General features: G+C 43.6%; 24 protein-coding genes. 15 read left to right on the forward strand and 9 right to left on the reverse strand.

Translation table 11 applies throughout. From position 1 onward, the window contains the following. Nucleotides 1–63: 63 nt before the first annotated feature. The 3 genes from GC093_RS33045 to GC093_RS33055 all read right to left on the reverse strand — a co-directional run bounded on the left by GC093_RS33045 (nt 64) and on the right by GC093_RS33055 (nt 2,170). Nucleotides 64–1,089, reverse strand: coding sequence for a tetraprenyl-beta-curcumene synthase family protein (locus GC093_RS33045; RefSeq protein WP_171656446.1), 1,026 nt, complete (start codon nt 1,087–1,089; stop codon nt 64–66). 43 nt (nt 1,090–1,132) lie between these two features. Continuing rightward, nucleotides 1,133–1,729: a hypothetical protein gene (locus GC093_RS33050; RefSeq protein WP_171656211.1), complete on the reverse strand. Its 597-nt coding sequence runs from the start codon at nt 1,727–1,729 to the stop codon at nt 1,133–1,135. Nucleotides 1,730–1,852: 123 nt separating this feature from the next. Next, on the reverse strand, nt 1,853–2,170 hold the full coding sequence (locus GC093_RS33055; RefSeq protein WP_171656212.1) for a hypothetical protein: 318 nt from the start codon (nt 2,168–2,170) through the stop codon (nt 1,853–1,855). Between the two features lie 167 nt (nt 2,171–2,337). Between GC093_RS33055 and GC093_RS33060 the strand changes: the two genes are divergently transcribed. The 6 genes from GC093_RS33060 (at nt 2,338) to GC093_RS33085 (ending at nt 8,950) form a co-directional block, all read left to right on the forward strand. Further along, on the forward strand, nt 2,338–3,672 hold the full coding sequence (locus GC093_RS33060) for a multi antimicrobial extrusion protein MatE (protein ID WP_171656213.1): 1,335 nt from the start codon (nt 2,338–2,340) through the stop codon (nt 3,670–3,672). Between the two features lie 9 nt (nt 3,673–3,681). Next, nucleotides 3,682–4,860, forward strand: coding sequence for an MFS transporter (locus tag GC093_RS33065; protein ID WP_171656214.1), 1,179 nt, complete (start codon nt 3,682–3,684; stop codon nt 4,858–4,860). A 138-nt stretch (nt 4,861–4,998) separates the two neighbouring features. Continuing rightward, on the forward strand, nt 4,999–5,691 hold the full coding sequence (locus GC093_RS33070; protein ID WP_171656215.1) for an ABC transporter ATP-binding protein: 693 nt from the start codon (nt 4,999–5,001) through the stop codon (nt 5,689–5,691). After that, entirely contained in the window at nt 5,688–7,091 is a 1,404-nt protein-coding gene (locus GC093_RS33075) for an ABC transporter permease (RefSeq protein WP_171656216.1), read from the forward strand. The genes GC093_RS33070 and GC093_RS33075 overlap by 4 nt, the downstream gene beginning before the upstream one ends. Nucleotides 7,092–7,106: 15 nt before the next feature. Beyond that, on the forward strand, nt 7,107–8,195 hold the full coding sequence (locus GC093_RS33080; protein ID WP_171656217.1) for an efflux RND transporter periplasmic adaptor subunit: 1,089 nt from the start codon (nt 7,107–7,109) through the stop codon (nt 8,193–8,195). A 107-nt stretch (nt 8,196–8,302) separates the two neighbouring features. Then, the gene (locus tag GC093_RS33085) at nt 8,303–8,950 is read left to right on the forward strand and encodes a nitroreductase family protein (RefSeq protein WP_171656218.1); all 648 of its coding nucleotides are present in this window, start codon (nt 8,303–8,305) and stop codon (nt 8,948–8,950) included. An 80-nt stretch (nt 8,951–9,030) separates the two neighbouring features. On the opposite strand, the gene GC093_RS33090 is transcribed toward GC093_RS33085, so the two are convergent. From GC093_RS33090 to GC093_RS33100, 3 genes are all read right to left on the reverse strand, one after another. Then, nucleotides 9,031–9,771 (reverse strand): YebC/PmpR family DNA-binding transcriptional regulator, encoded by a 741-nt coding sequence (locus tag GC093_RS33090; protein WP_171656219.1) that lies wholly within the window; start codon nt 9,769–9,771, stop codon nt 9,031–9,033. Nucleotides 9,772–9,960: 189 nt separating this feature from the next. Next, the gene (locus GC093_RS33095; RefSeq protein WP_171656220.1) at nt 9,961–10,158 is read right to left on the reverse strand and encodes a cold shock domain-containing protein; all 198 of its coding nucleotides are present in this window, start codon (nt 10,156–10,158) and stop codon (nt 9,961–9,963) included. A gap of 110 nt (nt 10,159–10,268) precedes the next feature. Continuing rightward, nucleotides 10,269–10,967 (reverse strand): class I SAM-dependent methyltransferase, encoded by a 699-nt coding sequence (locus GC093_RS33100; RefSeq protein ID WP_171656221.1) that lies wholly within the window; start codon nt 10,965–10,967, stop codon nt 10,269–10,271. 231 nt (nt 10,968–11,198) lie between these two features. Here GC093_RS33100 and GC093_RS33105 point away from each other — a divergent pair, with 231 nt between their 5' ends. From GC093_RS33105 to GC093_RS33130, 6 genes are all read left to right on the forward strand, one after another. Further along, nucleotides 11,199–11,432: a hypothetical protein gene (locus GC093_RS33105; protein ID WP_171656447.1), complete on the forward strand. Its 234-nt coding sequence runs from the start codon at nt 11,199–11,201 to the stop codon at nt 11,430–11,432. Between the two features lie 262 nt (nt 11,433–11,694). After that, nucleotides 11,695–12,501 (forward strand): TerC family protein, encoded by an 807-nt coding sequence (locus tag GC093_RS33110; protein WP_171656222.1) that lies wholly within the window; start codon nt 11,695–11,697, stop codon nt 12,499–12,501. An 842-nt stretch (nt 12,502–13,343) separates the two neighbouring features. Beyond that, nucleotides 13,344–15,134, forward strand: coding sequence for an oligoendopeptidase F (gene pepF, locus GC093_RS33115; protein WP_171656223.1), 1,791 nt, complete (start codon nt 13,344–13,346; stop codon nt 15,132–15,134). Nucleotides 15,135–15,214: 80 nt separating this feature from the next. Further along, nucleotides 15,215–15,553, forward strand: a complete 339-nt coding sequence (locus GC093_RS33120; RefSeq protein WP_171656224.1) for a LapA family protein — start codon at nt 15,215–15,217, stop codon at nt 15,551–15,553. 117 nt (nt 15,554–15,670) lie between these two features. Continuing rightward, a complete protein-coding gene (locus GC093_RS33125) occupies nt 15,671–17,332 on the forward strand; it encodes a sensor domain-containing diguanylate cyclase (RefSeq protein WP_171656225.1) in 1,662 nt (553 codons plus the stop codon). A 149-nt stretch (nt 17,333–17,481) separates the two neighbouring features. Continuing rightward, a complete protein-coding gene (locus GC093_RS33130; RefSeq protein ID WP_171656226.1) occupies nt 17,482–19,962 on the forward strand; it encodes a beta-propeller domain-containing protein in 2,481 nt (826 codons plus the stop codon). Between the two features lie 115 nt (nt 19,963–20,077). On the opposite strand, the gene GC093_RS33135 is transcribed toward GC093_RS33130, so the two are convergent. Continuing rightward, complete coding sequence (locus tag GC093_RS33135) at nt 20,078–20,917, reverse strand: DUF92 domain-containing protein (protein ID WP_171656227.1); 840 nt, start codon at nt 20,915–20,917, stop codon at nt 20,078–20,080. 117 nt (nt 20,918–21,034) lie between these two features. Between GC093_RS33135 and GC093_RS33140 the strand changes: the two genes are divergently transcribed. Next, nucleotides 21,035–22,228: an HD domain-containing phosphohydrolase gene (locus GC093_RS33140; protein WP_312886671.1), complete on the forward strand. Its 1,194-nt coding sequence runs from the start codon at nt 21,035–21,037 to the stop codon at nt 22,226–22,228. Between the two features lie 62 nt (nt 22,229–22,290). Here the strand turns inward: GC093_RS33140 and GC093_RS33145 are convergent, their stop codons facing one another. Together GC093_RS33145 and GC093_RS33150 are read right to left on the reverse strand one after the other, a co-directional pair. Next, entirely contained in the window at nt 22,291–22,917 is a 627-nt protein-coding gene (locus GC093_RS33145) for a fumarylacetoacetate hydrolase family protein (RefSeq protein ID WP_171656229.1), read from the reverse strand. A gap of 47 nt (nt 22,918–22,964) precedes the next feature. Next, a complete protein-coding gene (locus GC093_RS33150; RefSeq protein WP_312886672.1) occupies nt 22,965–24,338 on the reverse strand; it encodes a CapA family protein in 1,374 nt (457 codons plus the stop codon). Between the two features lie 467 nt (nt 24,339–24,805). Here GC093_RS33150 and GC093_RS33155 point away from each other — a divergent pair, with 467 nt between their 5' ends. Together GC093_RS33155 and GC093_RS33160 are read left to right on the forward strand one after the other, a co-directional pair. After that, nucleotides 24,806–25,588: an ABC transporter permease gene (locus GC093_RS33155; RefSeq protein ID WP_171656231.1), complete on the forward strand. Its 783-nt coding sequence runs from the start codon at nt 24,806–24,808 to the stop codon at nt 25,586–25,588. Then, nucleotides 25,585–26,376 (forward strand): ABC transporter permease, encoded by a 792-nt coding sequence (locus tag GC093_RS33160; RefSeq protein WP_171656232.1) that lies wholly within the window; start codon nt 25,585–25,587, stop codon nt 26,374–26,376. Before GC093_RS33155 ends, GC093_RS33160 begins: the two co-directional genes overlap by 4 nt. Nucleotides 26,377–26,392: the final 16 nt, after the last annotated feature.

The raw sequence follows: 26,392 nt of genomic DNA on the forward strand, positions 1-26,392 counted from the left end.
CTACAGAGTTTCTCTTTAATGAAACTGGATCATAAACATTATCCGAATTTTGAACTAAATAGCCTAAAAGGCTTTACGAATTAATATGCTGTTGAAAAAGAAAAACAACCGCATAAGCGGGCTCCCCTTCATTAGCAGACGTGATATTTGCTTCACCTGTCTCTGTTTGCTTACCTTCGGATCTGACAAATAAAGTGCGAGCAATCCTTCAATAATCATTCTGTGAAAGTACTGATGCTCCAACCGAGCTGCTCTTGTTCTCGCCTCGATTACAATAACAGCTATGCGCTCAACTGTTTGATCCATCCCATCATAGTAGCTGCAAAAATTCAAATCGCCGCCAAGCTCATCTTCCTCTTGATCAATTAAATAATCCAGCAATATGTGCAGCGATCCTATATATGGAAAATATGCGTCTCGAATCGTTTCTACGGTTTCCGGCTTCAGCTGCGAATCAGAAGCGGCCATAAACAACATAAAAACGCCTAATGTAGAGCCCGTAGCCGCTGCAAATTCATTCCAGCCTATTTGTGGATATCGAGATTCATACATTTTCCACCAGTCTAAAAGCGCATCCTCCCTAAGCTCCTGTCTAATATGCTTGTACACCTGAAGGTCACAATATAACCCAACCAGTTCTTGTACATGACCTGCTACAAGAGAATAGGAAGGCAGCAGCCTAAGGCTAGCTTGACACGTCTTTACCAGCTCATCGAGGTAACCGCCATCCTCTTTTTCAATACGATACGAATAATAATCATGGATAGGCCCAGCAGGGTCTACCGCATCCAGCATGGATTGGTGAAGCATCCGAAAATCCTCGGGATCCATCGATGTACTTCGATCGCAAAGGTTATCCAAATAATCGCTAATCGTTTGAAAAGCTACAATTAGAGGGATCATCACATGGCGCATCTGCAATCTGGCAACAGCGTATACCGCACCACCCTGACAATGAAACTGCTTGCTGGTCATACTTGCAATTGCCTGCTTCTGCAGCTCAGGGTCAGGAATCTCATCTGCCTTACGCCGCCAATATAGCAGCTGATCGCGTACCTCCGGTAGAATATAGCGGTACACACGCAGCATCAATTGTAATGGATTTCGTGGGACAAGAGCTATGCGGCGGGCTTCAAAGCTCAATCCGCTTCCCTCCGGTCTGCTCCATTGAATACTGCAGCAATTGCTTCATTTCGATCCATTGAATTTCCAAGAGCAGGCCTTCCGCTTGCTCCTCTTGGGCAACATTAACCTGTTGCTGAACAACGTCAATGAATAAGTAGGGGTCCCATTCCGAGCCTGCCATTAACTTAGCCAGCTGCCCCTTTAGAGTAGCACTTTGAATGGAGTCCGCTTCAAATTGATGGTACAAATACTTGGCTTGTTCAAGCACGGCTGCAAACGCGGTATGCGCTCCAACCTGTCGAAACCAATACTTCGCGTTACTGTAATCCCCTTCCATCCGGTGCATGATCCCATGCCAATAACTTCCCGTCGGGTTGTGTATTTCCTGCGACAGCTCATGGGATTTGTCCAAGCTTTCATTCAACAGATGCAAACCAGCCTTAACAGACGAGGCATAGACCGTTTGTTGGGAATCCATGCCCTGCATGGGCAGCTTAGCGATCCTGATATCAAGCAAATCATCCCATTCTTCAGCAGGATAAAGTGAAGGTCGGTGTTCTGACAACTTATCCCACAGCTTTTGCACCGCTACCGTCCATTCCATCTTGCATTCACCTTCTTCATTGGAATCTGCCAATAAAACTCATAGCGTCTATTATAATATAAGTAAAGCTTCTATAGAAGTCCCTTTACTAAAGATACATTCAGCCCATTCAGAAAACCTGTATTAATGGTGAGCTGCCGAGGCTGTGACATCCTGATTTACCCTAAACCAGAGATGCAATTCATTAATAGTTCCCGCCAGATCGGCAATTTCAGAATTCAATTGGCAAGAATATTTGAAATTATCCTCTATATTCAATTGGTTTTGCTTCGCAATAATGATACGCTCCAAACGCTTAACATGATCGGGAATCGTACCGCGAATTTCCTCCCAATGAAGTAAAATTATAGAGCGTTCCTCCTCGGTATATTCTTCCCATTCCTTCTCAAAATGAGGAAGCGGAATACCAAGACGATCATCTATGATGAAATTCCAGGACATCGAAATCTCCACCTTTCCAAGTTACACTCACATTTTTTATTCAATAAATGTACCACGAACCCCAAGCTACTGCTAGTAGGATGTATCAATTTACACTTTGAATGCCCCAAATCTATGGTATACTAGAGCAATTGATTCAATATTTATCCAGTAGGAGTCCTGTAACTATGAGCAGCAACCATGAACAGAAAGTCACCTTTAAGCAGCTGTTAACCTTTTTTATTCCATTAGGCATCTCGTCAAGCCTGATCACAATCTCTCACGTTATTATCAACAGCACACTAGCTCGATCGGCCAGTCCCGAAATCATCATCGCCAGCTATGCTTTGCCTATGAGTATATTAGGCTTAACCGAAAAGCCCGCCCTCCTTATGAGACAAACATGTTCCGCTTTAGTACGTGACCGTGTTTCATTTAGAGCTATGTCAATTATCAGTTGGTACGTACTGGCTTGTGTCTTGATTTTAGGATCCTTGATTTGCTACACTCCACTTGGGAAGTGGGTCTTTTTGTATTTCTTCGGAGCAAGCGAAGAGCTCGTTAAGCCGATGATTCAAGTGTATCAGGTGCTTATGTTTGTCAGTATATTCTCAGTGCTGCGCTGCATGTACCAAGGTATCATTATCTTTAATATGCGGACTAAATGGTTAACTATAGGAATGTTTTTCCGATTGACTGCGATGTATTCACTTTCAGTTTACTATATACAAACCAATCAAGTTAACAGCGCTCAGGTCGGAGCTATTATATTCCTGGTCGGCATGATGGTTGAGGCAGCTGTCAGTGTCTGGGAAGGAAGATCTCTGCTGAAAAAAATTCCAGAGAAGAAGCCGGATCATCCTATTGAACATCCGCGGCAAATTTTTCATTTTTACAAACCGCTGCTTTATTCATCCATTATCGCTGTTATCATCGGACCTTCCATTAATGCATTCCTTGGAAAAACGATGGACTTTCAATTGGCGGTTGCATCCTTCACAATTGCAGCCAGCCTTACACAGCTTGTCATTAGCTTTTTCTCTTATATCCATCAAATCGTGCTAAACTTTTACCGCAAGGATTCAGCTTCAGTTATTCGCTTCACATTAATTCTTGCTTTTATACCGGGATTATTAATTGCTATTCTATCCTACACCCCGCTAGGACCTTGGTTTATGCAGAACGTAATGGGTGTGAATGAACGGTTGATGCATGCTAGCTTAGACACCTTAAGAGTATTTACAATCATGACACTTGTTTTCCCTTGGCTTGATTTTGGTAACGGTCTAGTTTTGCTGCGCGGAGAAACAAAGCTTATGGTCTGGTCACAAGCGGCTAACGTAGCGATAACCTTAATAACCTTGACCGTATGTATCCTACTAAGTCCAGGATGGAATGGAATGATCGGCGCGCTTGCGCAATCATTCGGTGTAGCTGCAGAGGCCGCCGTTGTATGGTATGTTCTTCGTGCTATCGGTAAATCGACCGGCAAAGCGGGGTTCCGCTCTACACTTAAATCTTAGAAACGAGTGATGGATTTGAACAGCGCTATACAGCAGAATACAGCTAACTATAAAGTGCTGCGGGGATTCAGCTTTTCTTTTTACAGTACAATGGCCGTCATTACCTCTTATTTCCCTTTATATTTCCAATCCAAAGGATTTTCTGCGGTTCAAATTGGGCTCTTATACTCCATCGGACCGATGATCAGCATCTTCTCCAATCTATTCTGGGGATTTATGAGCGATAAATTTCATACTGTAAAAAAAATACTTATCGGCATTTTAGCATGTCAATTGATTATGGCCTTCTTCGTATCCCAGAGCTTTCATTTCGGAATTTTAATGATGCTAATGGCCGTATTCTTCTTTTTCCAATCTCCTACCAGCTCATTAACAGATAGCCTGACCCTGCTGACCATTAGAGGTACTAAGAAAAGCTATGCTTCTTTCCGTCTGTGGGGATCCATCGGGTTTGCAGTAGCATCGCTCGTTTTCGGTATGTGGCTTAAAGAGAACGGGCCCAACTATACGTTGCTGCTATGTCTTGGTACTATCAGTATCTCCTTAATCCTTTCTTTGTTTCTAACCGATGTTCGGAGCACCTCCTTTAATAAACCGGAATTTCGTGTACTTGCCAAAATCATCGGCTCCAAACGATTCCTATGGTTTCTGCTGTCTGTGATGATTGTATCTATTGCTCACCGGTTTAACGACGGTTTCTTAGGCTTGTTTCTTCATCAGCTAGGAGCGGATCCATCCCTTGTTGGATGGGCTTGGCTCGTTTCAGCTTCGAGCGAGATCCCCGCATTTATTTTATTAAGCAAATATGGACATCGTTTTAAAGAGCTTCCCCTCCTTGTTGTGTGCAGCACGGTATATGTGATTCGGTTTATTCTAATGAGTCTAATCGACAATCCATTGCTGGTTATCGCGGTTCAAGCTCTTCATAGTATCTCATTCGGCATCTTCATGTTCACGGTTATCCGTTATATCCAACGTATCGTCCCTGACGAATATCGAGCAACTGGGCAAGCCATATATGCTGTTACCTGGTCGGGAATGGCGGGACTATTAAGCGGTGTTCTCGGAGGATGGATCTTTAATCTAGCCGGACCTCATGTTATGTATGGCGTCGGTGCTATTCTTGCATTCGTTGGTATGATTAGCTTCCTCCTTCTGCATTTACTACAGCGTGAGTTCGAAGAGTAAGAACATCCGTTTCTTGCTTGAAATCCGTACATGAAGCCGCCATCCTATATAGGGTGGCGGCTTCGACATTATTTGCAACATTTTGACAGCAACGAACGTCTTACTGAGGTAGGTTTACAATTGTAACGGAGGGGTTATGTGCTTGCAGTAGAAAGACTGTCACATTGGTTCGTCAATGGCGGAGAAGAAACTCCGGTGCTTCACAACATTCATTTTACCGTTGAAAAAGGGGAAATTATCGCCCTGCTCGGAAGCTCGGGCTCTGGTAAATCAACACTGCTGAATCTAATGGCCGGGCTGATGAAGCCCAGCAAGGGAAGTATCCTTATTAACGGCCACCCTATCGAGAAAATGACTGAGAACCAACTGGCTGAATTTCGCCGGACTCAGATCGGTTTTATTTTTCAAGCTTATGAATTAATCCCCCACTTGACCGTAAGGGAAAATGTAGAGCTCCCCCTCGTATTTCAGGGTATTAAAGCTAAGCTACGCAAAGAAAAGGCGCTCTTCCTGCTTGCCAAAGTCGGCATTGGGGAAAAAAGCGAGCTGTTCCCATCCCAGCTTTCTGGAGGTCAACAGCAGCGGGTTAGTATTGCTCGTTCGCTGATAACCGAACCAGCGATTGTATTCGCTGATGAGCCTACAGGCAACCTGGATACGAAAACAGAAAAGGAAATCATCGATCTAATTATTGAGCTAAATAGTACACTATCCATCACCTTTGTCATTGTTACTCATGAGCTGGAGGTAGCGAAACGCACACGCCGTGTGATACAGCTTCGAGACGGATTCTTAGTTGAGGATGCCTCATGGGCAGGTGAGCCCGAATGAAAGGCTTCGATTATTTACGGCTTGGTTGGGATCAGCTAAGACGCCGGATGGTCGTCACTGCTTTATGCACAATGGGGATAGCCATTGGATCAGCTTCCATTATTGTAGCTCTCTCCTTCGGAGAATCCATCAATCATTACAGCCGCGAGCAGATGAGTTATTTCATGAAATCGGACGAAATAACCGTACGAAACGGATACGCTAATGATGCAAATCCATCCGATCCTAATGCAGCCAAGCCCTACGAATTGACTAAAGCAAAAATCGAAATTATGCGCAGCTTTCCCCATGTCAAAGCAATAGCTACTTATCAAACGCTAAATTCTTTCGAGTTCGATATTGATAGTAAAAAAGGGCGAATTAACAACATATACGCAACCGAATTACATACATTGGAAGCTTTTGGCTACGAGCTCCAGCAAGGCAGTGCAAGCGATCAAGAGAACACAATAATATTGAGCTATGGAGCTACCATGGGACTGTTGGATCAGCAATTGTCGCGAACACGCTCCTTGCAAATTCAAAACATGTCCGAGGATAGGCAGGTTTCAGACAGTTGGAAGCAACAGATGTACCTCGCCTACCCTGTTTATCAGAAGCAAATTATGTTAATACCGCAAATCTACCGTCCAAACGGAGCACCCGTCTCTGCTACAGCTATTCCTTTACGGGTAATTGGCATTCTAAAAAAACCTGAGGGCATTCCTGATGATGCCATAATGAATATGAAAACCGCTTTCGTTTCACCTGGATTGGGGAAAAGGCTGCAGGAAACAATCGCAAATATGTATACCAGCAGCAGCGGGGATAAATCCAATAATGGAGAATCCCAGAAAAAAAAGACCTCCGAGTACAATGAGGTGAAAATTAAAGTCGAGCAAAGCATTCATGTTAAGGAAGTCGACGACCTCATTAAAAAGCTCAAGCTATCAACAGAAACCAACATTCACCGTGAGGAGCAAATGCAGGGCCAGCTGGTCATACTCCGCCTCATTTTTGGAGGGATCGGTCTGTTTATCCTTTTTGTCGCTTCTATCTCCATCATAGTCGCCATGACCATGTCAACTTATCAAAGAAGAAGGCAAATAGGCATCATGAAAGTGTTGGGCGCTAATTTAAACCAAATCCGCAACATGTTTATGACAGAATCAGCTCTGCTTGGATTGCTGGGCGGCGGATGTGGTATTTTACTTTCGTATTGGGTTATTTGGGGAATCAATATTGCGGTCATTCAATTCACTCCGCAGCGGCCGGGCTCAGAGGCTGAGATATTGTTTATTAGCCCGTGGATATTACCGGTTGGATTATTTTTTGCTGTAATGACTGGTGTTCTTTCAGGTATCTATCCAGCCGTAAAAGCTTCACGCACCGACGCATTAACTGCCATCAAACGGGATTAGGAGAATATTACTATTATGAAAAAGAAAACATGGCTGATCGGAATTGCGGTGATCGTCGTAGCAGGTATAACCGCCGCTTTATTTTTACTAAGTCATTCCCCAAAATCGCCTCAGCAAGCGGGAGCACTGAACGCATCCGCCATTACCTTCAAGGTAACGCGAGAGGATTTATCCAGTACGGTCGAGCTAAAGGGCAAGTCCTCCTACCAGAAAGAAACTTATATTAATGCCCCTTTTAGTGCAGACGTCAAGTTATGGAAGGTCAGTGAAGGCGCTCAAGTTAACCAAGGCGACTTGTTGTTCCAACTAGACGATACTACACTTCGTGATGAAATTGCTCAACTCCAAGCTAATCAAAAAAAAGCAGATATGGAAATTCAAATTGCTAAGTTTCAAGAGGATAACAGCTCCACAGAGAACATCCTTAATGGCGGATTATCAGAAACAGAAGCTAAACAACGTTATGCTAAAAATAAAACGACCCAAATGCAGGCTGAAATCAATAAACTGAGCTCTCAACATATGGAAACCCAATTGGCGCAAAAGCTGGAAAAACGTCAAAGTGCCAGCTTCACTTCACCCGAGACCGGTATCTTTTTGTTCAATGACACCAAAGAGCCCCAATCTTTCAAAGAAAATGAACGGGTAGGTAAAATTGTTGATCTCACCAGGCTGCAGTTGATTGGATATGTCGGTGAATTTGATCTATTTCGTATTAAAACTGGAATGTCGGTAGACGTTAAAGTGGATGCCCTTAAGAACACAACTCTACAGGGCAAGGTTGAGAAGCTTTCCAAGTTCGCCAAAAGCACCACGGATAATAATACTTCTGCTGCAGAATTTGAAGTCGTCATCTCACTTCCGCCGAATGAGCAGCTTATTGCAGGTCTCAGCTTGACTGCTACTATTCAGACCGATAAGAAGCCGGACACGCTGGTAGTCTCAACACTTGCTGTACAGCGTGATAAGGATCAATACTATGTCATGGTTTCGGAAGCCGGACAAGCACCCTTACGCCGTGATATCAAGATCGGATTAGAAACACCGGAGAAAACAGAAATTGTAAGCGGGTTGAAGGAAGGAGACATAGTCATCTTACAATAATGCCCTCTTCCCGTTGTTATTCCTTCTAAAACCGGATATAATTAACTGTCACTATTAGTACCAAGTCATAAACTATTTCCATGTAAGCTTGAAAGGATGTATTTGCCGTGCAATTCGATGATTTCAAAAAGATTGTGTTAGAACGAAGAAGTATTCGTCGGTTCACCGAAGAGGACGTAACCATCGAGGATATAAAAGAACTTATAGACTGTGCCCGTTATGCACCAAGCGATACGAATTCACAAACATGGCAGTTTATCGCTGTAGTCAACCGGGAGAAAATAAAAGAGATCGAGCAAATGACTTGGGACCAATTACACAAAAAAGCTGCAGAAGCGGAAGAACGCGGGTTAAATCGTGAGGCGCGGATGCTGGTTAAATCATTTGGTCCCTATGCTACTGCTTTTGCAGATGCTCCTGTGTTGATCGTCTGTCTCGCGACTCCATATACATCGAAATTTAGAGACAAAATCTTCGATCCTGTACAACTCGTAAATCCTTCTGTTTGGGATGAAGAAGGGATCAAAAGCAGCTGCTTAGCTGCTCAGAATTTGATGTTAGCCGCCCATGCCAAGGGACTTGCCACATGCCCAATGACCGGCCCTGTTCTCTTAGCAGCCGATCAGTTAAGAGCATACCTCAATATTCCTGAGGAATGCCAGATTAATATGGTTATTTCCTTAGGACACCCTTCGGAGCAGCCAGGGAAGCTGGCGCGGAAAGAAGTCGAGGAAATCCTCAGGATTGTCGATTAATAGATCGAATAAAAGCCCCGGGCCTTTTTAATCAAAGGTCCGGGGCTTTCCAATTGGTGTAGACATCAAAGAATTGTAGGCTATCCGATGCGTGCCATCTCTTCTTCTTCAATATCATAATTAGAATAAACATCTTGAACATCGTCCAAATCATCGAACGAATCCATCATTTTGATCAGTTTCTCAGCATTCTCGCCTTCTACTCTGATCGTATTCTGTGGAGTCCAGCTAACCGAAGCTTCCACGAACTCAAGCCCCTGCTTCTCAAGCTCCGTCTTCACTTTCTCAAACTCATGAGGATGTGTGATAATCTCATAGCTTTGCTCTTCTGTTCTAACATCCTCAGCTCCCGCTTCGAGTGCTTGCATCATCAGCTCATCTTCGTCTAATGAATGCTCTTCACGGTCGATAGTCAATATTCCCTTTTCATCAAACATGTAAGAAACACAACCGGATTCCCCCATGTTGCCGCCTCTTTTATTGAATACTGCACGAACATCAGCAGCTGTTCTATTCCTGTTATCCGTAAGGCACTTCACCATGATAGCTACACCACCTGGCCCGTAACCTTCATATAAAATTTCTTCATACTCTACATTATCTCCATCACCGGTTGCCTTCTTGATTGCGCGTTCGATATTATCCTTAGGCATATGTATGCGACGAGCACTTTCAATCGCTACTTTCAAGGCAAAGTTCGAATCAGGGTTAGGTCCACCTTTACGAGCAGCCACGAAAATTTCACGTCCGAGCTTAACAAATTGATTATTCTTAGCTTGGTCTGCTTTTCCTTTACGGTCCTTAAATAATTTAAACTTCATATTAAAACGCTCCCTATTGATAAGTGTCACCTTATATTTTACCATTCCCATAGGGTGCAGGTCAAAGAAAACAAGAAAAAGCAGTTCACGAAAGCCGAAACTTTCGCAAACTACTTTTATTTTTGGTTGCTATGGCACTAATATATAAGAAAACTTTTCAATGGGCAACCCCACGAAAGTTTTAGGATCTTATAACTTAATGACGTTAGCTGCTTGAGGACCACGATTTCCTTGAGTAATTTCGAACTCAACGGATTGGCCTTCTTCAAGAGTTTTGAAGCCGTCGCCTTGAATTGCGGAGAAGTGAACGAATACATCGTCGCCGCCATCAACTGAAATGAAACCGTAACCTTTTTCTGCGTTAAACCATTTAACTGTACCTTTCAATGAAAACAACCTCCTAGAAGTATCGCCATCTAAGGGCGAATAGGTTAATTATAGCATCTCAATTATTATAAATCAACATTCAAAAATTATCAAGAACGGCTCTTTTTCTCTTATTTTATAAGGCTTAACAGCTCTGTTGAACCAGGAATAAACGGCAATTCGGATGCAAGTATTTTGGATTTTATTTGCTCTTTTTCTAGCGTTGATAGCAATAGCTCCAAGTGGGGATAATAGTCCCATTGCAGTGACTTTAATGGATAGATTCGCACTTGTCCCCCAGGACGGCAAACACGAAGCAATTCTTGTATGGCTTGAAGGTGAAACTCGTAATCAAACTGCTCGTGATACAGGAACAAAAAGTGGCTGCACAGCACTAGCTTAAACGTGCCGTCTTTAAATGGCAGCTTAGGCAACAAGGCGGGTACGTAACGCCCCTCGTCTTTGTACTGCCGATAATCCTGAATAAAACGGTCCAATGACTGTTCACGTAAAGCACGATGACGATCTAAATCGCCGTAATAGCTCCAGTCAAATGTTTCTCTGATAGCGGTAAGCTTCTGGGTTGAGATTACAATCTCCTGTTCCCCATGACTCATGATCTCGTTTGCATTCATGGAATAGAGTGGATCTGCCGATTTCGCGTCAATCCCTCTTGCACAAGCTTCAGCTGTAAATGACGATGCTCCTGAAGCAACATCCAATATGGGGCCATCTAACGCGGTCAGTTGTCCTAATGCGAACATTCTTTCATACTCGGCAAACGATCTACAGGTCATTGCTACGCCTACCTGCTCATATCTTTTACTCATACTCATCTCTCCTATTCTCATCTCAACTCATCTATGGCAACTTGCCATAAGCTAGCCTTCGCTAAGCTTAGGAGAAATTTTAACATGGCACCCAGATGTTTACAATCCTTTTTTTCACTTGCACACACGAAAAAACAGGCTTATAACAATGAAAAGCCTATCACACTTGATTTTCCTTTAGGTTTGCGGTATGATTCAGCCGATATCTTTCTAATGAAATGGAGCTTAACGATGATCAAAAAGCACTTAATTTACAAAATAGACAAATGGAACATGCTTACTGTCGAGGTTCACGGAAAAACCTTGATTTTACGGGAAATTAGCGACCAATGGGGCGAAGAATGCCATACGTTTATTAGCCGTCCTGAAATGATGCATTGGGCTGAGTCGAGGTTCTCCAAGGAAGGCTTCAACGGTACCCCGGAGGAACGGGAAGCCATTATGAAGGCCTTTAAAGAAGTGTAATTTCCCCAGATACTTGACTTTGTGCTTGTCCACCTCATATAATGTAGTTAATTACATAAGATGTCCTCCAAAGGGGAGTAGCTGTCACAGTAAAGTCGTCAGTTCGGGTTTAAAAGCCCCGGCTTTATTGGCAACGAATCGTTGTTAGCAAGACCTTTGCCTATTCGGTAAAGGTCTTTTTCTGTTAAATGACCTTTACCAGTTAATTGGTAGAGGTCATTTTTTATGTACTTAAACTACAAGACTAAGGAGCTGATCGGGTATGGAATGGTTGGATGCAACATTTTTTACGGCACTTTTAAGCATTATTCTCATCGACTTGGTACTTGCAGGGGACAACGCCATTGTAATCGGGTTAGCAGCGAGAAATTTGCCGAAGGAAATTCAGAAGAAAGCTATTATTTGGGGGACTGTTGGCGCAATAGGTATTCGTGTAATAGCAACTTTAGCCGTTGTGTGGCTGCTTAAGCTTCCGGCACTTCTTTTGGTAGGCGGCGTCGTATTAGTCTGGATTGCATACAAATTACTGGTTGATAAGAAAGACCATAATATTCAAGCCAAAAATGCGCTTTGGCCCGCGATTCAAACTATTATTATCGCAGACACTGTAATGGGTTTTGATAACGTAGTTGCTGTAGCAGGAGCAGCAGGCTCTCATGATGGCAGCTTCATCTTGGTCCTCTTGGGTCTTCTGATCAGTGTACCCATTATGGTATGGGGCAGTACCTTATTCATTCGTTGGATGGAGAAGTTTCCATGGATTATTTATATTGGCTCAGGTGTTCTTGCTTTCACGGCTGGCAAGATGCTGGTCGGAGATCCACTCGTTGCAACGTGGTTTGCTTCCAATCCGGTACTTAAATGGACCTTAGTAGCCATTGTAACTGCTGGCGTATTGTTAGCCGGTATTTGGAAAAAGAAAAGTAGTTCCTTTGTTACTCTCGATTCGAGCGGTCATTTAACCTTCTCTCAAGAACTTATGGAAGAAGCTAACATACAACCGGATGACAGCTTTAAAGCAAGTCAAGATGCTGATGGCCGATTAGTACTTGTAAAGCAGACCGGTTAATCTCTTAAGGATAAAGCTTCACGATGCCCCCCCACTCGGTTACGCTAAGTGACCGAAGTCGGGAGCTGCAATCGTGAAGCTTTTTTATATAATACCGATTGAACAACGAATGCATCCCTTCTGCTCTCCGTATACTGGAATAAAGAGAAAACTCAATCCAAGCCTGCAAGGGAAAGGAATTATGACTCTATGCAGCGAATCATTAGAGAGAACTGCCTGTAATAAATAAGTACAGAGTCCATACCCCCGCCAGATGAGGTGAATCCTACATGAGTAATTCAGCATCTATATTAACATTGATAATTGTATCTTTTTGTTTTGCACTGATTCTAATTTTAAAAAAAGACTCTCTTCCGAGCACTGTAAAGCGCCCTCTTGCTATAATAGCATTGGTGATGGTCACCTTCTCTTTTTCGTTGATCGTCTATAGCTTCTTCTCACTGCATTAAGCAGGGGAAGTGATGCGAGCGTTACTTCCAGAAATGGCTACGTGCATCAGCAAGAGAATCTACATCTAAACCGCGATCGCACATCCCTGTTTTACTTCGATAAAAGATTCTCTTTATGATGTGAGCTCAACTTCCAGAAATGCCTCCGTACATCAGCAAGGAAATTTACCTTTAAACCGCGGTCGCGCACCTGTGAATTTACTTCGATCGGTAATTTCCTTATAATAAAGCTACCATCCGGTCATACTAGGAAAAAAATAGCAGGGAGCGTGAGCTTAGATGCGTTTTTTTCCATTGATTATGACTGGTATGCTGTTAACAGGAACTGTGCTTTCCACCCCAATAGCAGCAGAAGGACATAGCAAACCATCCAAAATAACGAGGAGGGCTCCGATGAATCAAGTACTTAAGCGCAACGATGTTCCAGTTGAGCATAGCTGGAAACTGGAGGATTTATTCGCAGACCAGAAGGCATGGGACAAAGAGTACCAAGAGGTCAAGGAAGCTTTGCAGAAAGTGGCAGCATTTCAGGGGAAGCTTCATAATCCCACAGCCATTAAGCAATGCTTCGAGCTGGAAGACTCCATCTCCTTACATATGGAACGACTCTATGTTTACGCCAATATGAAACACCATGAAGATACGGCGGAACCTACATACCAGGCCTTATCCGACAAAGCTAAGAAGCTCAGTGTTGAAAGCGGCGAGGCCTTATCCTTCATCTCTCCCGAAATACTAAGCTTGTCGGATGATGAGCTGACCAAGCTGCTGAACCATCCGGAGCTTCAATTTTACAAGAGAACCCTGGAAGAGATGATCCGTGAAAAGCAGCATATACTCTCTAAAGCAGAGGAAGCGCTGCTGGCTCAAGTAGGGAACTTATCACAAGCCCCTAGCACTATCTTTAGCATGTTGAATAATGCTGATTTGAAGTTTCCTAAGGTAAAAAATGAAAAAGGTGAGGAAGTCGAGCTAACGCAAGGGCGCTACATTCAATTTTTGGAAAGCCGCAACAGGGAAGTTCGTAAAGAGGCCTTTCAAGCAATGTACGCAACCTACGGCAAAAACAAAAATACAATTGGTGCTACATTAGCGGCCAATATCACCAAAAACATTTTTTATGCAAAGGTCCGCAAATATCCTTCCGCTCTTGAAATGTCACTGTATGGAGATAATATTAAGAAGGAAGTTTATACGAATCTCATTGATACTATCCATGAGTCTCTCCCATTAATGCATCGTTACATGGAGCTGCGTAAAAAGCTGCTGAAGGTAGATGAGCTGCATATGTACGACCTGTTTGCTCCACTGGTGGATGAGTACAAAATGGATATTACCTACGAGCAAGCTAAAGAAACGGTAAAAGAAAGCTTGAAACCGCTTGGGCAAGATTATTTGAACATTTTGCAGGAAGGCTTCAATAACCGTTGGATTGATGTGTATGAAAACGAAGGTAAACGAAATGGAGCCTATAGCTGGGGTGCATATGGAACTCATCCGTATGTTCTGCTCAATCATAAGGACAACTTGAACAGCATGTTTACATTAACTCACGAGATGGGGCATGCAATTCATTCCTACTTATCTGATGAGACCCAAGCTTATCGCTTCGCCCAGTACACAATCTTCCTCGCAGAAGTAGCTTCTACATTGAACGAAGCGCTGCTGATGGATTATATGTTGAAGAAATCAACCGATCCAAAAGAAAAAATGTACCTGCTCACCTACTACATGGATCAATTCCGTACAACGGTATTCAGACAAACCATGTTTGCTGAATTCGAAAAAATAACACATGAAAGAGCCGAGCAAGGTGATTCGCTTACGCCTCAGGAGCTAAGTAAAATCTATTACGACCTTAACCTGCAGTACTATGGCAAGGACATGGTTGTGGATAAAGATATCGAAATGGAGTGGGCTCGAATCCCCCATTTCTACAATAGCTTCTATGTGTATAAATATGCTACTGGCTTCTCGGCTGCTACCAGCTTCTCCAAGCAAATTCTTGAAGAAGGCCAGCCTGCAGTCGATCGTTATCTTGGCTTCCTTAAAAGTGGCGGCAGTGACTATTCCATTAACATCTTGAAACGTGCTGGTGTCGACATGTCGTCTCCAGAGCCAATCAAGCAAGCCATGGATGTCTTCAAAGACCTACTGGAGCAAATGGAAAAATTGGCTAAATAATTAATCACAGCAAGGCTGCCTGCGGGAGATGTTGGCAGCCTTGTTCCTTTTTATCATGTTCTCAGGAGGCGCGTATTCTATTGAAAGCACAATGGACCTTTATTCTTATTTTAGTTTTTGCTTTGATTACAGCTATTTTTGCAGTGTTTAATGTAGCACCTGTAAAGGTGCATCTAATTTTTACAGAAACAGAGCTTCCGCTTATTTTAATTATACTTGGCTCAACTTTGCTCGGCGGACTCATCGTAGGACTCAGCGGTGTGACACGTCAATTTAAATTAAAAAAGACGATCAAGCAGCTTGAGAAGCAACTAGCTGAATTACAGCAAGCACCCGCGGCAACTGTTACACCTGTAATCCTCACCGAACAACCGGTGCCTGCTAGAGCAGAACCTGAAACCAAACAGCCTTTGGATTAATTCACATAAAAAAGAGCCACTTTTTTCCTATTTATTCATTGAACTGTTGGTAAACATTATTTACAATGTAGTTAATAATGTTCAAAAACATATCATTGAACGGGAAGGAATTTTTACATGCCTGATCCAAATCAAGAAGAACTTCGTATTGGACTCGCCGCTTTTCAGTGGTCGATTACTGGCATGGCAGTTATATCAAAAGACGGACGCTTTCTCAAGGTGAATCCAGCATTCAGCAATATCCTCGCTTACTCGGATTCCTCCTTGATTGAGAAACATATAAGCTCTATTACGCACCCTGACGATGAATTGCTCTTTGCCTTCTTTATCCGGTATCTCTTATGGAGAGAGCCTACATTAAAGCAGCTTGAAATACGGCTGCTGCACCAGGAAAAAGGGGCTTTGCCTATCCGAGTAAGCGCCTTTCCGCTAAATTCACCTGATTCTAATCAAGACTGTGTTTTGATCCAAATCCAAGAATTGGCCTCGTCGATGGATCGACATATCCAAGAACCTTTATCACAATCAGCTGGTTCCTTGGATGGTACTGCTGTGGGGTTAGTTGTTTTGGATGCTTCTGGCCTTTTCACGGGTATCAATTCGGCCGCACAACAACTACTGCAAAAAAGTAATAATGAACTAATCGGCAGCACATTTTGGTCACAGTTTCCAGAAGCTGTCCACACACCGCTCTACGAAAAGTTCCTGTCTTCTATGACCACTCAGCTTGCTGATTCATTTGAATTTTTCTCACCAAGCTTTAACAAATGGTTTGAGCTTCACACCTATCCCGAGCCTGAGTCTATTACCGTCTATTTCCGGGATATTACAGTACGTAAACGGAATGAAGACTCCTTGCGTGAAAGCGAAAGAATGTACCGAATGATTGCAAATAATTCAACAGACCTTATTTCAAGGCATGGTGCAGACGGCACCTTTCTGTATGCTTCTCCCGCATCAACGGCTCTGCTTGGATACAAGCCTGATGAGTTGATAGGCCGTAATATATTAGAGCTAGTTCATCCGGATGAATATGATATTTTCGTGAACTGGGAGCAAAAGAATGCAGTCTACTTAAATCAACAATTATCCTCATATCGAATTCGCAGAAAAGATGGTATTTACATCTGGTTCGAAACAACAGCTCGGAGTATCTCTGATTCTAAGAGGCATAGTAAGGAAATTGTTGCTGTTTCCCGAGATATTACCACTCGTAAGCAAGCCGAGCTTGAATTAATGGTATCCAACGAAATGCTCCAAAAAATATCGACCATCGACGCTTTAACAGGTGTTGCAAACCGTCGAGGCTTCGATGAATGCTTCCATAAAGAATGGAGGCACGGCCTCCGATTATCCACACCTCTATCAATCATTCTTCTTGATATTGACTATTTCAAGCGTTATAACGACACCTATGGCCATCTTGAAGGTGATTTATGTTTGAAGCGTGTAGCTAATTCATTAAAAAAGAGTGTGAAACGTCCGAATGATTTTATCGCCCGATATGGTGGAGAAGAATTCGTTATCATTCTTCCTGCAACAGATCTTCAAGGGGCGAACATTGTAGCTAACCAGATGCGTGCGCATATTGAGTCCTTACAAATCCCTCACATTCGTTCGGAGCCCACCCTATATATCACAATTAGTCTAGGTGTTGCAAGTGTGATTCCTTGTGTTGAGATGAATCCTTCGGAGCTGTTCATACGTGCCGATAAAGCGTTATATCAAGCTAAACATGAAGGTCGCAACAGGGCCATGCTTTATCAAAACGCAAACTAATAGGCATGCCACAAGCCGCCATCTTCCAAAAGAAGCGGCTTATTTTGTGTTTTTCTTTATTTTAGCAAGTTGAGCTGTAACAAATCTGCAACTATCTTCGTTAGAAGAAATGATTGGAAAAAAAGAACAAAATTGTTGGAGGGATTGTTATGAAAAAAGTACTGCTACCCTTAGCATGTCTTCTCGCTCTTACCCTTTTCACTTCCGGTGTTTCCCTACCTTCTGCTGCAATGGACAATCGTACAGAAATCGGACTAAGCTTGAACGGCCAACCTGTTTCTTTCAGTTCTATGCCACTTCTGATAGGCAGCACATTAATGGTACCGCTTAGAGACTTATCGGAAGCATTAAATGTTCAAGTAAATTGGGAAGATAATGCTCAATCTGCCACAGCTGTAAAAGGTGACCGGAGCATCAAGCTAACCACAAACAACGTACAAGCTTTCCGTGGAGAACAGCAGGTCAATCTCGATGCTGCACCACTGATGCAAGCTGGCAAATTATTCGTACCCCTTCGATTCTTCAGTGAATCATTTGATTTTAACGTATATTGGGATGCGCTGAACCAGACAGTAGCCATCCACGATGCAGATAAAAGCCTGCCTACTGTCGGCTCATTAGACAATATGAAGGAACTGCTAAAGGAATATGGCAGCAATGCGTTCCCAGTTTACTCGGATGATCCTACAGCTAGGGTTATGGTACAGCCACTGATTAAAGAAAAGCTATCGGTAAATGCAACAACGGACAGCACAGCAAGCAGCCCTGCTTCTGCCTCCCCTGCTCCTTCAGCAGCGTCTGCAGCTAAATCTGAAGCAAAAGCAGCCTATTCCAGTACAAATGTACAGGTCGAAGGTGTGGATGAATCCGATATTATCAAAACAGACGGAACCTATATTTATCAAATGAACAAAAACCGTGTTATTATTGCCGCAGCCTATCCAGCTGATCAAATGAAAGTAGTTCAAACAGTAGTTTTTGATGACCAAAACTTTCATGCGAACGAACTTTACATTGATGATAAATACATGGTCGTAATCGGAGGAACCTCTTATCCTTACAACGACAGAGTTTATCCAGCTCAGGATAGTGCAAGCCCTGCTTCTCCTGCGGTTGAAGCATCCAGCAGCTCGACTGCTGTGCAAAAGATGATTGTTCGACCTTCCCGCGTATTTACGAATACAACAAAGGCTATCGTCTACGAGCTGGGAGACCGAACCCATCTAAAAAAAGTACGCGAAGTCGAATTAGAAGGCAATTATGTCTCTTCACGTAAAGTAGGCGCCTCTCTCTACCTGGTCGCGAATAAAGGATTTAATGTTTATCCGCTTCTTCAAAAAGAACTTACACAGGAGCAGCAAACTAGCGCAGCAGCGAGTGCATTACCGTCTTATCGTGACTCAGCAGCAGGAAACGATGCTTTTGTGAAAATCGGCTATGAGGATATTCGATATTTCCCGAAATCCGTACAGCCCAATTATTTAATGGTAGCTGGCTTGAATCTCGAGCAGTCTGAACAGAAAATGGATGTAACGAGCTATCTTGGCTCCGGCAATCAAGTGTATGCTTCACAAACACAGCTGTATGTCACTACCGAAGAATACACCACCGCTACGGAATCGCAAGAATCTAACACTGAAATGAAAAAAATTCGTATCGGTCCAACTGAGACCAGCAGTGTCATCTACAAGTTCGGGATGGATCAAGGTAAAGTACGCTACGTAGGCCGCGGGAAGGTTCCCGGACGGACGCTCAACCAATTCTCAATGGATGAGTATAACGGATATTTCCGAATTGCCACAACAACCGGCTTTGCTGGAATGAACGATAAATTTGCCTCCAAGAATAATATGTATGTGCTTAATGAATCTATGAATATTACAGGCAAAATCGAAGATATAGCACCGGGCGAGCAAATTTACTCTGTACGCTATGCTGGAAATAGAGCTTACATGGTTACGTTCCGCACTGTTGATCCTTTATTCGTAATCGATCTGAAAGAACCTCAAGAGCCCAAAATATTAGGGAAACTGAAAATTCCCGGTTACAGTAACTACCTTCACCCCTATGATGAGAATCATCTGATTGGATTTGGCAAGGATGCTGTTGAGGTTTCAACCAACTATGGTAATGGAGAAAATCCGAATACGATTGCATACTACCAAGGCATGAAAATGGCCATGTTCGATGTAAGCGATGTTGCCAACCCTCAGGAACTATACAGTGAAAAGATAGGTGACCGGGGTACAGAATCCGAGCTTCTGAATAATCATAAAGCGTTGCTGTTTTCTAAGGAGAAAAACCTGCTTGCATTCCCAGTAACCATAAGGGAAACTAATAAATCAAACAGCCCGACTAATGTGAACTCGGCATCCCAATACGGACAATTTACTTTCCAGGGGGCCTATGTGTATAAGTTGGATTTGGCAAGCGGCTTCAAGCTCCAAGGTAAGATTACTCATTTGACTGACGAGGATTATTTGAAAGCAGGACAATATGCAGGCCTTAACGAGCGGAGTATTCAACGAATCTTATACATCGGAGATATACTGTATACGACTTCGCAGCAAATTTTGAAAGCGACGGATTCAGCCACTTTACAAGATGTAAAGGCCATCAAGCTGCCCTAATAATCTCCAACTGCCCAATTAGAGGAATATAGGGAAGCAGAGCCCTTCACCACATGAAGCAAATCATTGGTGAAGGGCTCTTTTTCATAGTAATGGTAGTACTATCAGTAGGTCGCTAAAGCACTGTAGCATACAGGCCTACACAAACTGCTCCCCCGAACAATGAACTGATCATATTGACAGCATCATTCGTCATGAATGAAGCACCTCGTACACGAACCGCTTGCGAATTGCAATGGCGGTTCTTTTCTATTTCCTTGCCGCAATCCGCACAACGGTACATGACCTGCCATACGGCGCCTAGCCATGAATCAGCCAAAGAGCCCACTAGTCCTCCGACTACGCCAAGCAGAAGCAGCTGTCCAATGCCGCTTGATGCATAGGTGATAGAGCCAGTCTCAGCAGCATTCGTACTCCATTGAATAAAGAACCATGCGAAGATCCCAATAACCAATCCCCCTGCAAGGGAAGCCACAAGCCCCAGTACTGTAATACCACCCGATGTTCCTGCCGGGACCTTGCGTCCATTTACTATAGAACGTGGGATTTGACGGCTTGATCCGCCGATTTCTGTAGCCCATGTATCTGCATTCACAGTAGCCATTACACCTAGATAGGCTGCCCACCACAATGGATGCGGCCATAAGCTATGTCCAATGCAAAACAGCATACCTAGCCCCCCATTTGCCAGTACCTGTCCTGCATCCCTCCGACCCGATTTGGCATAACCGCTTTCGACAGAAGCTTTTTGTCTATGCCGCCACTTGGTCAATAGTGTTGAGGTTAGAAAAAACACCAGCAAGGTACCATACCATGGCAGTCCTCCCCAGGTATACAGCACTGTACCGACAACTACGGCCGCAGCAGCTCCAGAGCCTGACAACGACCTTTTGCCGTATGCAGCTCCTGCTATTAAAAGACTGAATAACAAGCCTAGACACAAATCAAACCACATAGCAGTACCTCTTCCCCATTTTTCGCTAAATTTCAACAATAATATGTTTACAGACCTATAGACATTATAATATGATTTTCATAGATGGAAAAAGGTGTCACTGGGGAGGAAATTTACGTGCACGAAGCTCACCAATTAGGTATTCAAAAGATCAAAAAAGATCTTCTACCCGAAGAGATGCTTCGAGTTATATTTGAGTATGCGGCTAAAATAGCCAATGAACGACGTTTGGATCATTTGATAATGTTAATGGCGGATATGGGACGGGAAATGGTTATATCCGATCGTTGCACGGTATGGCTTTTGGATAAGCAGAAAGACGAGGTCTATTCCACTGTAGCACATGGAGTTCCGCCTCTTCGTCTTCCAAGCAATGCGGGATTAGTCGGCCATTCCATTGGAACTGGATTGCCCATTTTCATCGATGACGCCTATCAAAATGTTGAATTTAAGGAAGTACTGGAACGCGGTGCAATTGCCATGGATCAGAAGACGGGCTACCGCACGAAAGCGCTGATGGTAATTCCTTTCCGTAACAATGAAGGCGAAATAATGGGTGCCTATCAAGCAGTTAATAAGCTGACAGAGCATGAACAATTTTCTGAAAAGGATTTGGAGCACTTATCCCTGGCCGCTTCATATGCAGGCAAATCACTTGAGTCGGCGCTTTTATCCAATGAGATCGAAGAAACGCAAAAAGAAATTATTTTTACAATGGGCGAGATTGGAGAAAGCCGATCAAAGGAAACGGGCAATCATGTAAAGCGCGTAGCGGAATACTCTTATATTCTGGCGCTTGGTCTCGGGATGAGTCAAGAAGAAGCCGAACTACTGAAAATTGCATCACCCATGCATGATATCGGAAAGGTAGCGATCCCCGATGCTGTTTTGAAAAAACCAGGCAAACTAACCGAAGAAGAATTCGACATTATGAAGTCGCATACGGATATAGGTTACAGCTTGCTAAAAAATTCAAACCGCCATATTTTGAAAACCGCAGCTATTGTGGCGCACCAGCATCATGAGAAATGGAATGGGCGAGGTTACCCCTTAGGTTTATCAAGGGAAGAAATTCATATCTATGGTCGGATTACAGCTATAGCCGATGTTTTTGATGCTTTGGGAAGCGAACGGGTGTACAAGAGCGCATGGGAATTAGACCGAATTCTTAACTTTTTCAAGGAAGAACGCGGTGAGCATTTTGATCCCAAGGTCGTAGACGTTTTCATGGATCAGCTTCCCAAAATACTCAAAATCCGCGAGGACTATTCGGATGTTGCTCTCGGGGAGCAGAAGAGCACTAGCAGTTGAGAAATCTTTATTAAGGGAAACAAAGCAGGAGGAGCCATGATCTCAGCCCCTCCTGCTTTGTTTTATTTCAATTCAACGGTAAATTCGCCGAACGATTCTTCGCCCCACAGCAGCTCCAGCCGATCGCCAGTCTGAAGCGCTGCGACACCTGCAGGTGTCCCCGTATAGATGATATCACCTTCACCTAAGCCGTAGTGCTCCGCTATGTAATCAATGATGACCTGAAAATTAAAAATCATATCGTTAATATTGCCTCTTTGAGCCTCTTCCCCATTTTTACGCAAGGAGAATTCCGTTTCCTTCACTGCTTCGATACCTGGAAAAGGACGAAACTCAGAGATTGGTGCAGAATTTACGAAGCCTTTGGCAGGAAGCCAAGGATATCCCTTTTTCTTGATGACCGACTGTACGTCGCGCAAAGTCAAATCGATACCGAGTGCAAACTTATTAATCAGCTCATCTACACCAATACCTGGCTTATATGCTGTACCAACGTGCAGCACAAGCTCTGTTTCATAATGAACCTCACCTCGGTTTCCCGGTAAGGTTATTGTCTGTCCTTGAATTCCGACCAGAGAATGGGTAGGCTTAGTAAAAATCATCGGCTCATCCGGCACATCATTGCCTAGCTCAGCCGCATGTAATCCGTAATTACGGCCTACACAGTAAATATTGCGTATCGATTGCATCTTAATCCTCCTCTTAATAACTGAAAATTTCATACTATTTCATGCAGTTAAGGCTGTTTCTTAGGTGTTGCTGTCTCTTGCTGTGCATTTGAATTAGGTTGTTCATTCCGCTGTGTGTTTCCTGTTGAAGACTTATTTGTGGTTGAAGCAGGTGGTGCATTTTTACCATTCTGAGGATTGGCTGAGTTTGCACCTCCAGCTCCAGTATCGGCAGGCTTTTTGGGAACTGTCTTCTGAGCCGGTACCGTTGCTGCAGGTTCTGGTTCTTTGGCAGGAGCTGCCTCACTTATATTCCCTTCCTTATCCAAATGGGCATTAATAGAAATACGAGACATTTTATCGAATAGCTTCAACCCATCTTCTTCTGTCATACGAATGGGCTGAGCTCCTTTACTCAACATCGGAATCATTTGAAGGTCACAGGATCTCTCCTTCGTGCAGGTAGCATTCAGAATCATCGATTCCCATGTCGCGGGTTCCGTATTGGTTGTAAAAATAAAGTTACCCAAGCTGTATGCGATCCACTTGCCTTTGTATTGTTCAAAGCCCTGAAGCACATGTGGATGACTGGCGATAACCAGATCTGCTCCTTGATCGATATATTTATGGGCGAGATCCGTTTGCTCCTTGACCGGGCGATCTTTCCGCTCTACTCCCCAATGAGCAATTACAACGACCAGGTCAGCTTCCTCACGAGCTTTGGCAATCGCCTCTAATGGGAGTTTCGTCGTATACGTCTCTGCAAGACCAGGCTTCTGCTTACCAGCATACCAGCTTACTTCTGGAACAACTCGGCTAAAACCGAGGAAGGCGACTTTAATGCCGTTCTGCTCTATTATAACGTGCTTATACGCTTCCTCACTGTTTCGTCCTGTACCAACTCGTTTGATGCCAGCTTTATCTAATTCATCCAAGGTATCAAGAAGGGCGTCCTGTCCATAATCCATAATATGATTATTCGATGTATTGACAAGATCAAAACCTGCAGCTTTAAAAGCGGGCAGTGCCTCAGGTGATGAGCGGTAAACATATTCCTTGGATTGTGGAGTACCACGTGTCGATATTGGAGTTTCCAAATTAGCGACCGTGATATCGGCTTTATCCAGGTAGGCTTGGACGTACTGGTATGGGTAGTCCCAGCCATATTTCTTCAGGAGATCCTCAACCTTGCTTGCGAATATGACATCTCCTACAAAGGATAGTTTCACATTCGATTTAGCGGCACTACTGCTTGACGAGCCAGTCACGGCACCCGAAACATTACCACCAGCTTGTGAGTCAGTTCCTCCACTTGTAGTTATCTGATTCGAACCATTATTATTGGGCTGGGTAGGGGCAGGCGTATTGGTGCCGACTTCGACTTCCTTCTCCGATTTTGAGCTGACAATAGGTGTCGGACTGCTTCCAGGTACAGGCTCCACTCCTCTTGCTTTCTCCTGACCTGACAGCGAGTACATTAAATAACTGAAAGAGCCTACTATCACCATACTTAACACACTGATCGTAATCCAAGTGTTTCTTTTACTTTTAACAGGCTTGGGATGTTTTTTTGAACGGGATTCTATGAGGACCTACTCCTTTAATCGATCATGTGCCATATATATTCCGCAGCACGGTTGATTCTTATAATAATAAAGTATCCTATGGGTCATTATACCAAAACTTACGTCTAAGGTCATGAATACATAGAATCAAAATAAGAGTTGTCAATACTTACAAGTTTTGATATGATACTCTTCGTCTCTCTTTAAAACTCTACGCAAATACCCTCTCAATCAGACTTCGGCATTTCTTACTTACATCTTTTATTCCGAACCTTTAGGCAAGTACTTGCTGCCGTTACCAGCGGGTACAACAACAACAACAACTTCATCCTCAGGAGGTGTTTATGCTTTTTCTCGTTTTAATGAAAAAGACTTATGCCCGCAATTTGCAGTACCGGTCTTCGCATGCTATCAACACCGTGGCTAGCGCGATATTCGGGCTTATTTATGTGTCTATTTGGAAAGGCATCGGTGATCCAGGCCAAGCAGGAGCTGCTGGCTACACTTTGCAAAATGTTATCCATTATGTTGCCTTCAATCAAGTATGCCTGTGGATCACTCTATTCATAACCAATGGCTTAGGAATTGACCGTTCTGTAAGGACGGGACAAATTTCACTAGATTTGATGCGGCCCGTTCATCTATTTTATCATCTGATGTGCAAGGAATGGGGGCAGGTGGGATATCAGCTGCTTTATAAATCGCTGCCCATTTATTTGCTGTATATTTGGATGTTGAATCTACCTGTTCCACATAGTGCAACAACCTGGCTCTGGACCGTAATAGCTCTCCTATTAGCAGCCTACATGAACATTTGTGTTAACTACTTAATTGGAGTTACCTCGCTCTGGACCACTGAATCCAATTGGTTGTTCTGGGTGCACTATTCTCTCTCCACTGTCTTATCTGGCTTTCTAATACCTTTGGAATGGTTGCCGGATTGGCTGCAGCGTATAAGTCATCTTTCCTTCTATCCCTATCTGCAGTATGTGCCAACTAAGCTGTATCTCGAAATGGAATCGGCTTCTCTCCTGATTGGCTCGGCTATATGGAGTTTTGGTCTCACACTTCTGTGCCTCGTTGTAACTGCATGGGTACGTCGTAAGGTGGAGGTGCAAGGCGGATGAATTCATTGCGCATGTACGGTCTGCTGATTCGTGCCAGCATTCGCAGCAGAATGCAGTACAAGTGGAACTTTTGGTTCTCCACCCTGCTTGCAGCGATTATCAATGCCATGCAATTTTTGCTGATCTCCCTTATTTTGTGGAAGTTCGGCAGTTTAAAGGGCTGGTCACTTTATGAAATCGGTTACTTGTATGCAACCATTATGCTGTCCAAAGCTATATACCGATCAACAGCCAACGACGTCCATCATCTTGAAAAATATTTAGTATCAGGCGATTTGGACCAGCTGCTCATTCGTCCCATCCCGCTTCTATTAGCACTCATGTCTCAGAACTTCCGCATTATGGCAGGTGAATTCATACAAGGTCTAATCATATTGATTCTTTGTTTGAAAAGCTTAATGCAGGCTGGGCAAATCGACTGGTGGGCCCTTCCTCAAACGGCAGCGATTATTGCTACAGGAGCTGTCATCTTATTCGCCATTGGACTTGGAACAGCTACAGTTGGTTTTTGGATTACAAGAGTCAGCGATTTACAAAATGTCACGGAAGATGCCTCTCATACTGCGGTCCAGTACCCAATGGATTTATATCCAATGTGGCTGCGTGGGATTTTACTAACAATCATCCCTGTCGGCATGGCTAATTATATACCAGCCTTGTATGTACTCAGACACGACTTTGGGCCTTGGCTGCTGCCTGCAACCTCTGCGTTTGCCTTATTATTCCTATGGGCCATGCTGCGATTTTGGAAGCTTGGCATAAGCCGCTATCAGAGCACAGGAAGCTAAGCTCGACCTACACTCA

Origin of the sequence: Paenibacillus foliorum (assembly GCF_013141765.1) — a bacterium.
Taxonomy (GTDB): Bacteria; Bacillota; Bacilli; order Paenibacillales; family NBRC-103111; genus Paenibacillus_S; species Paenibacillus_S foliorum.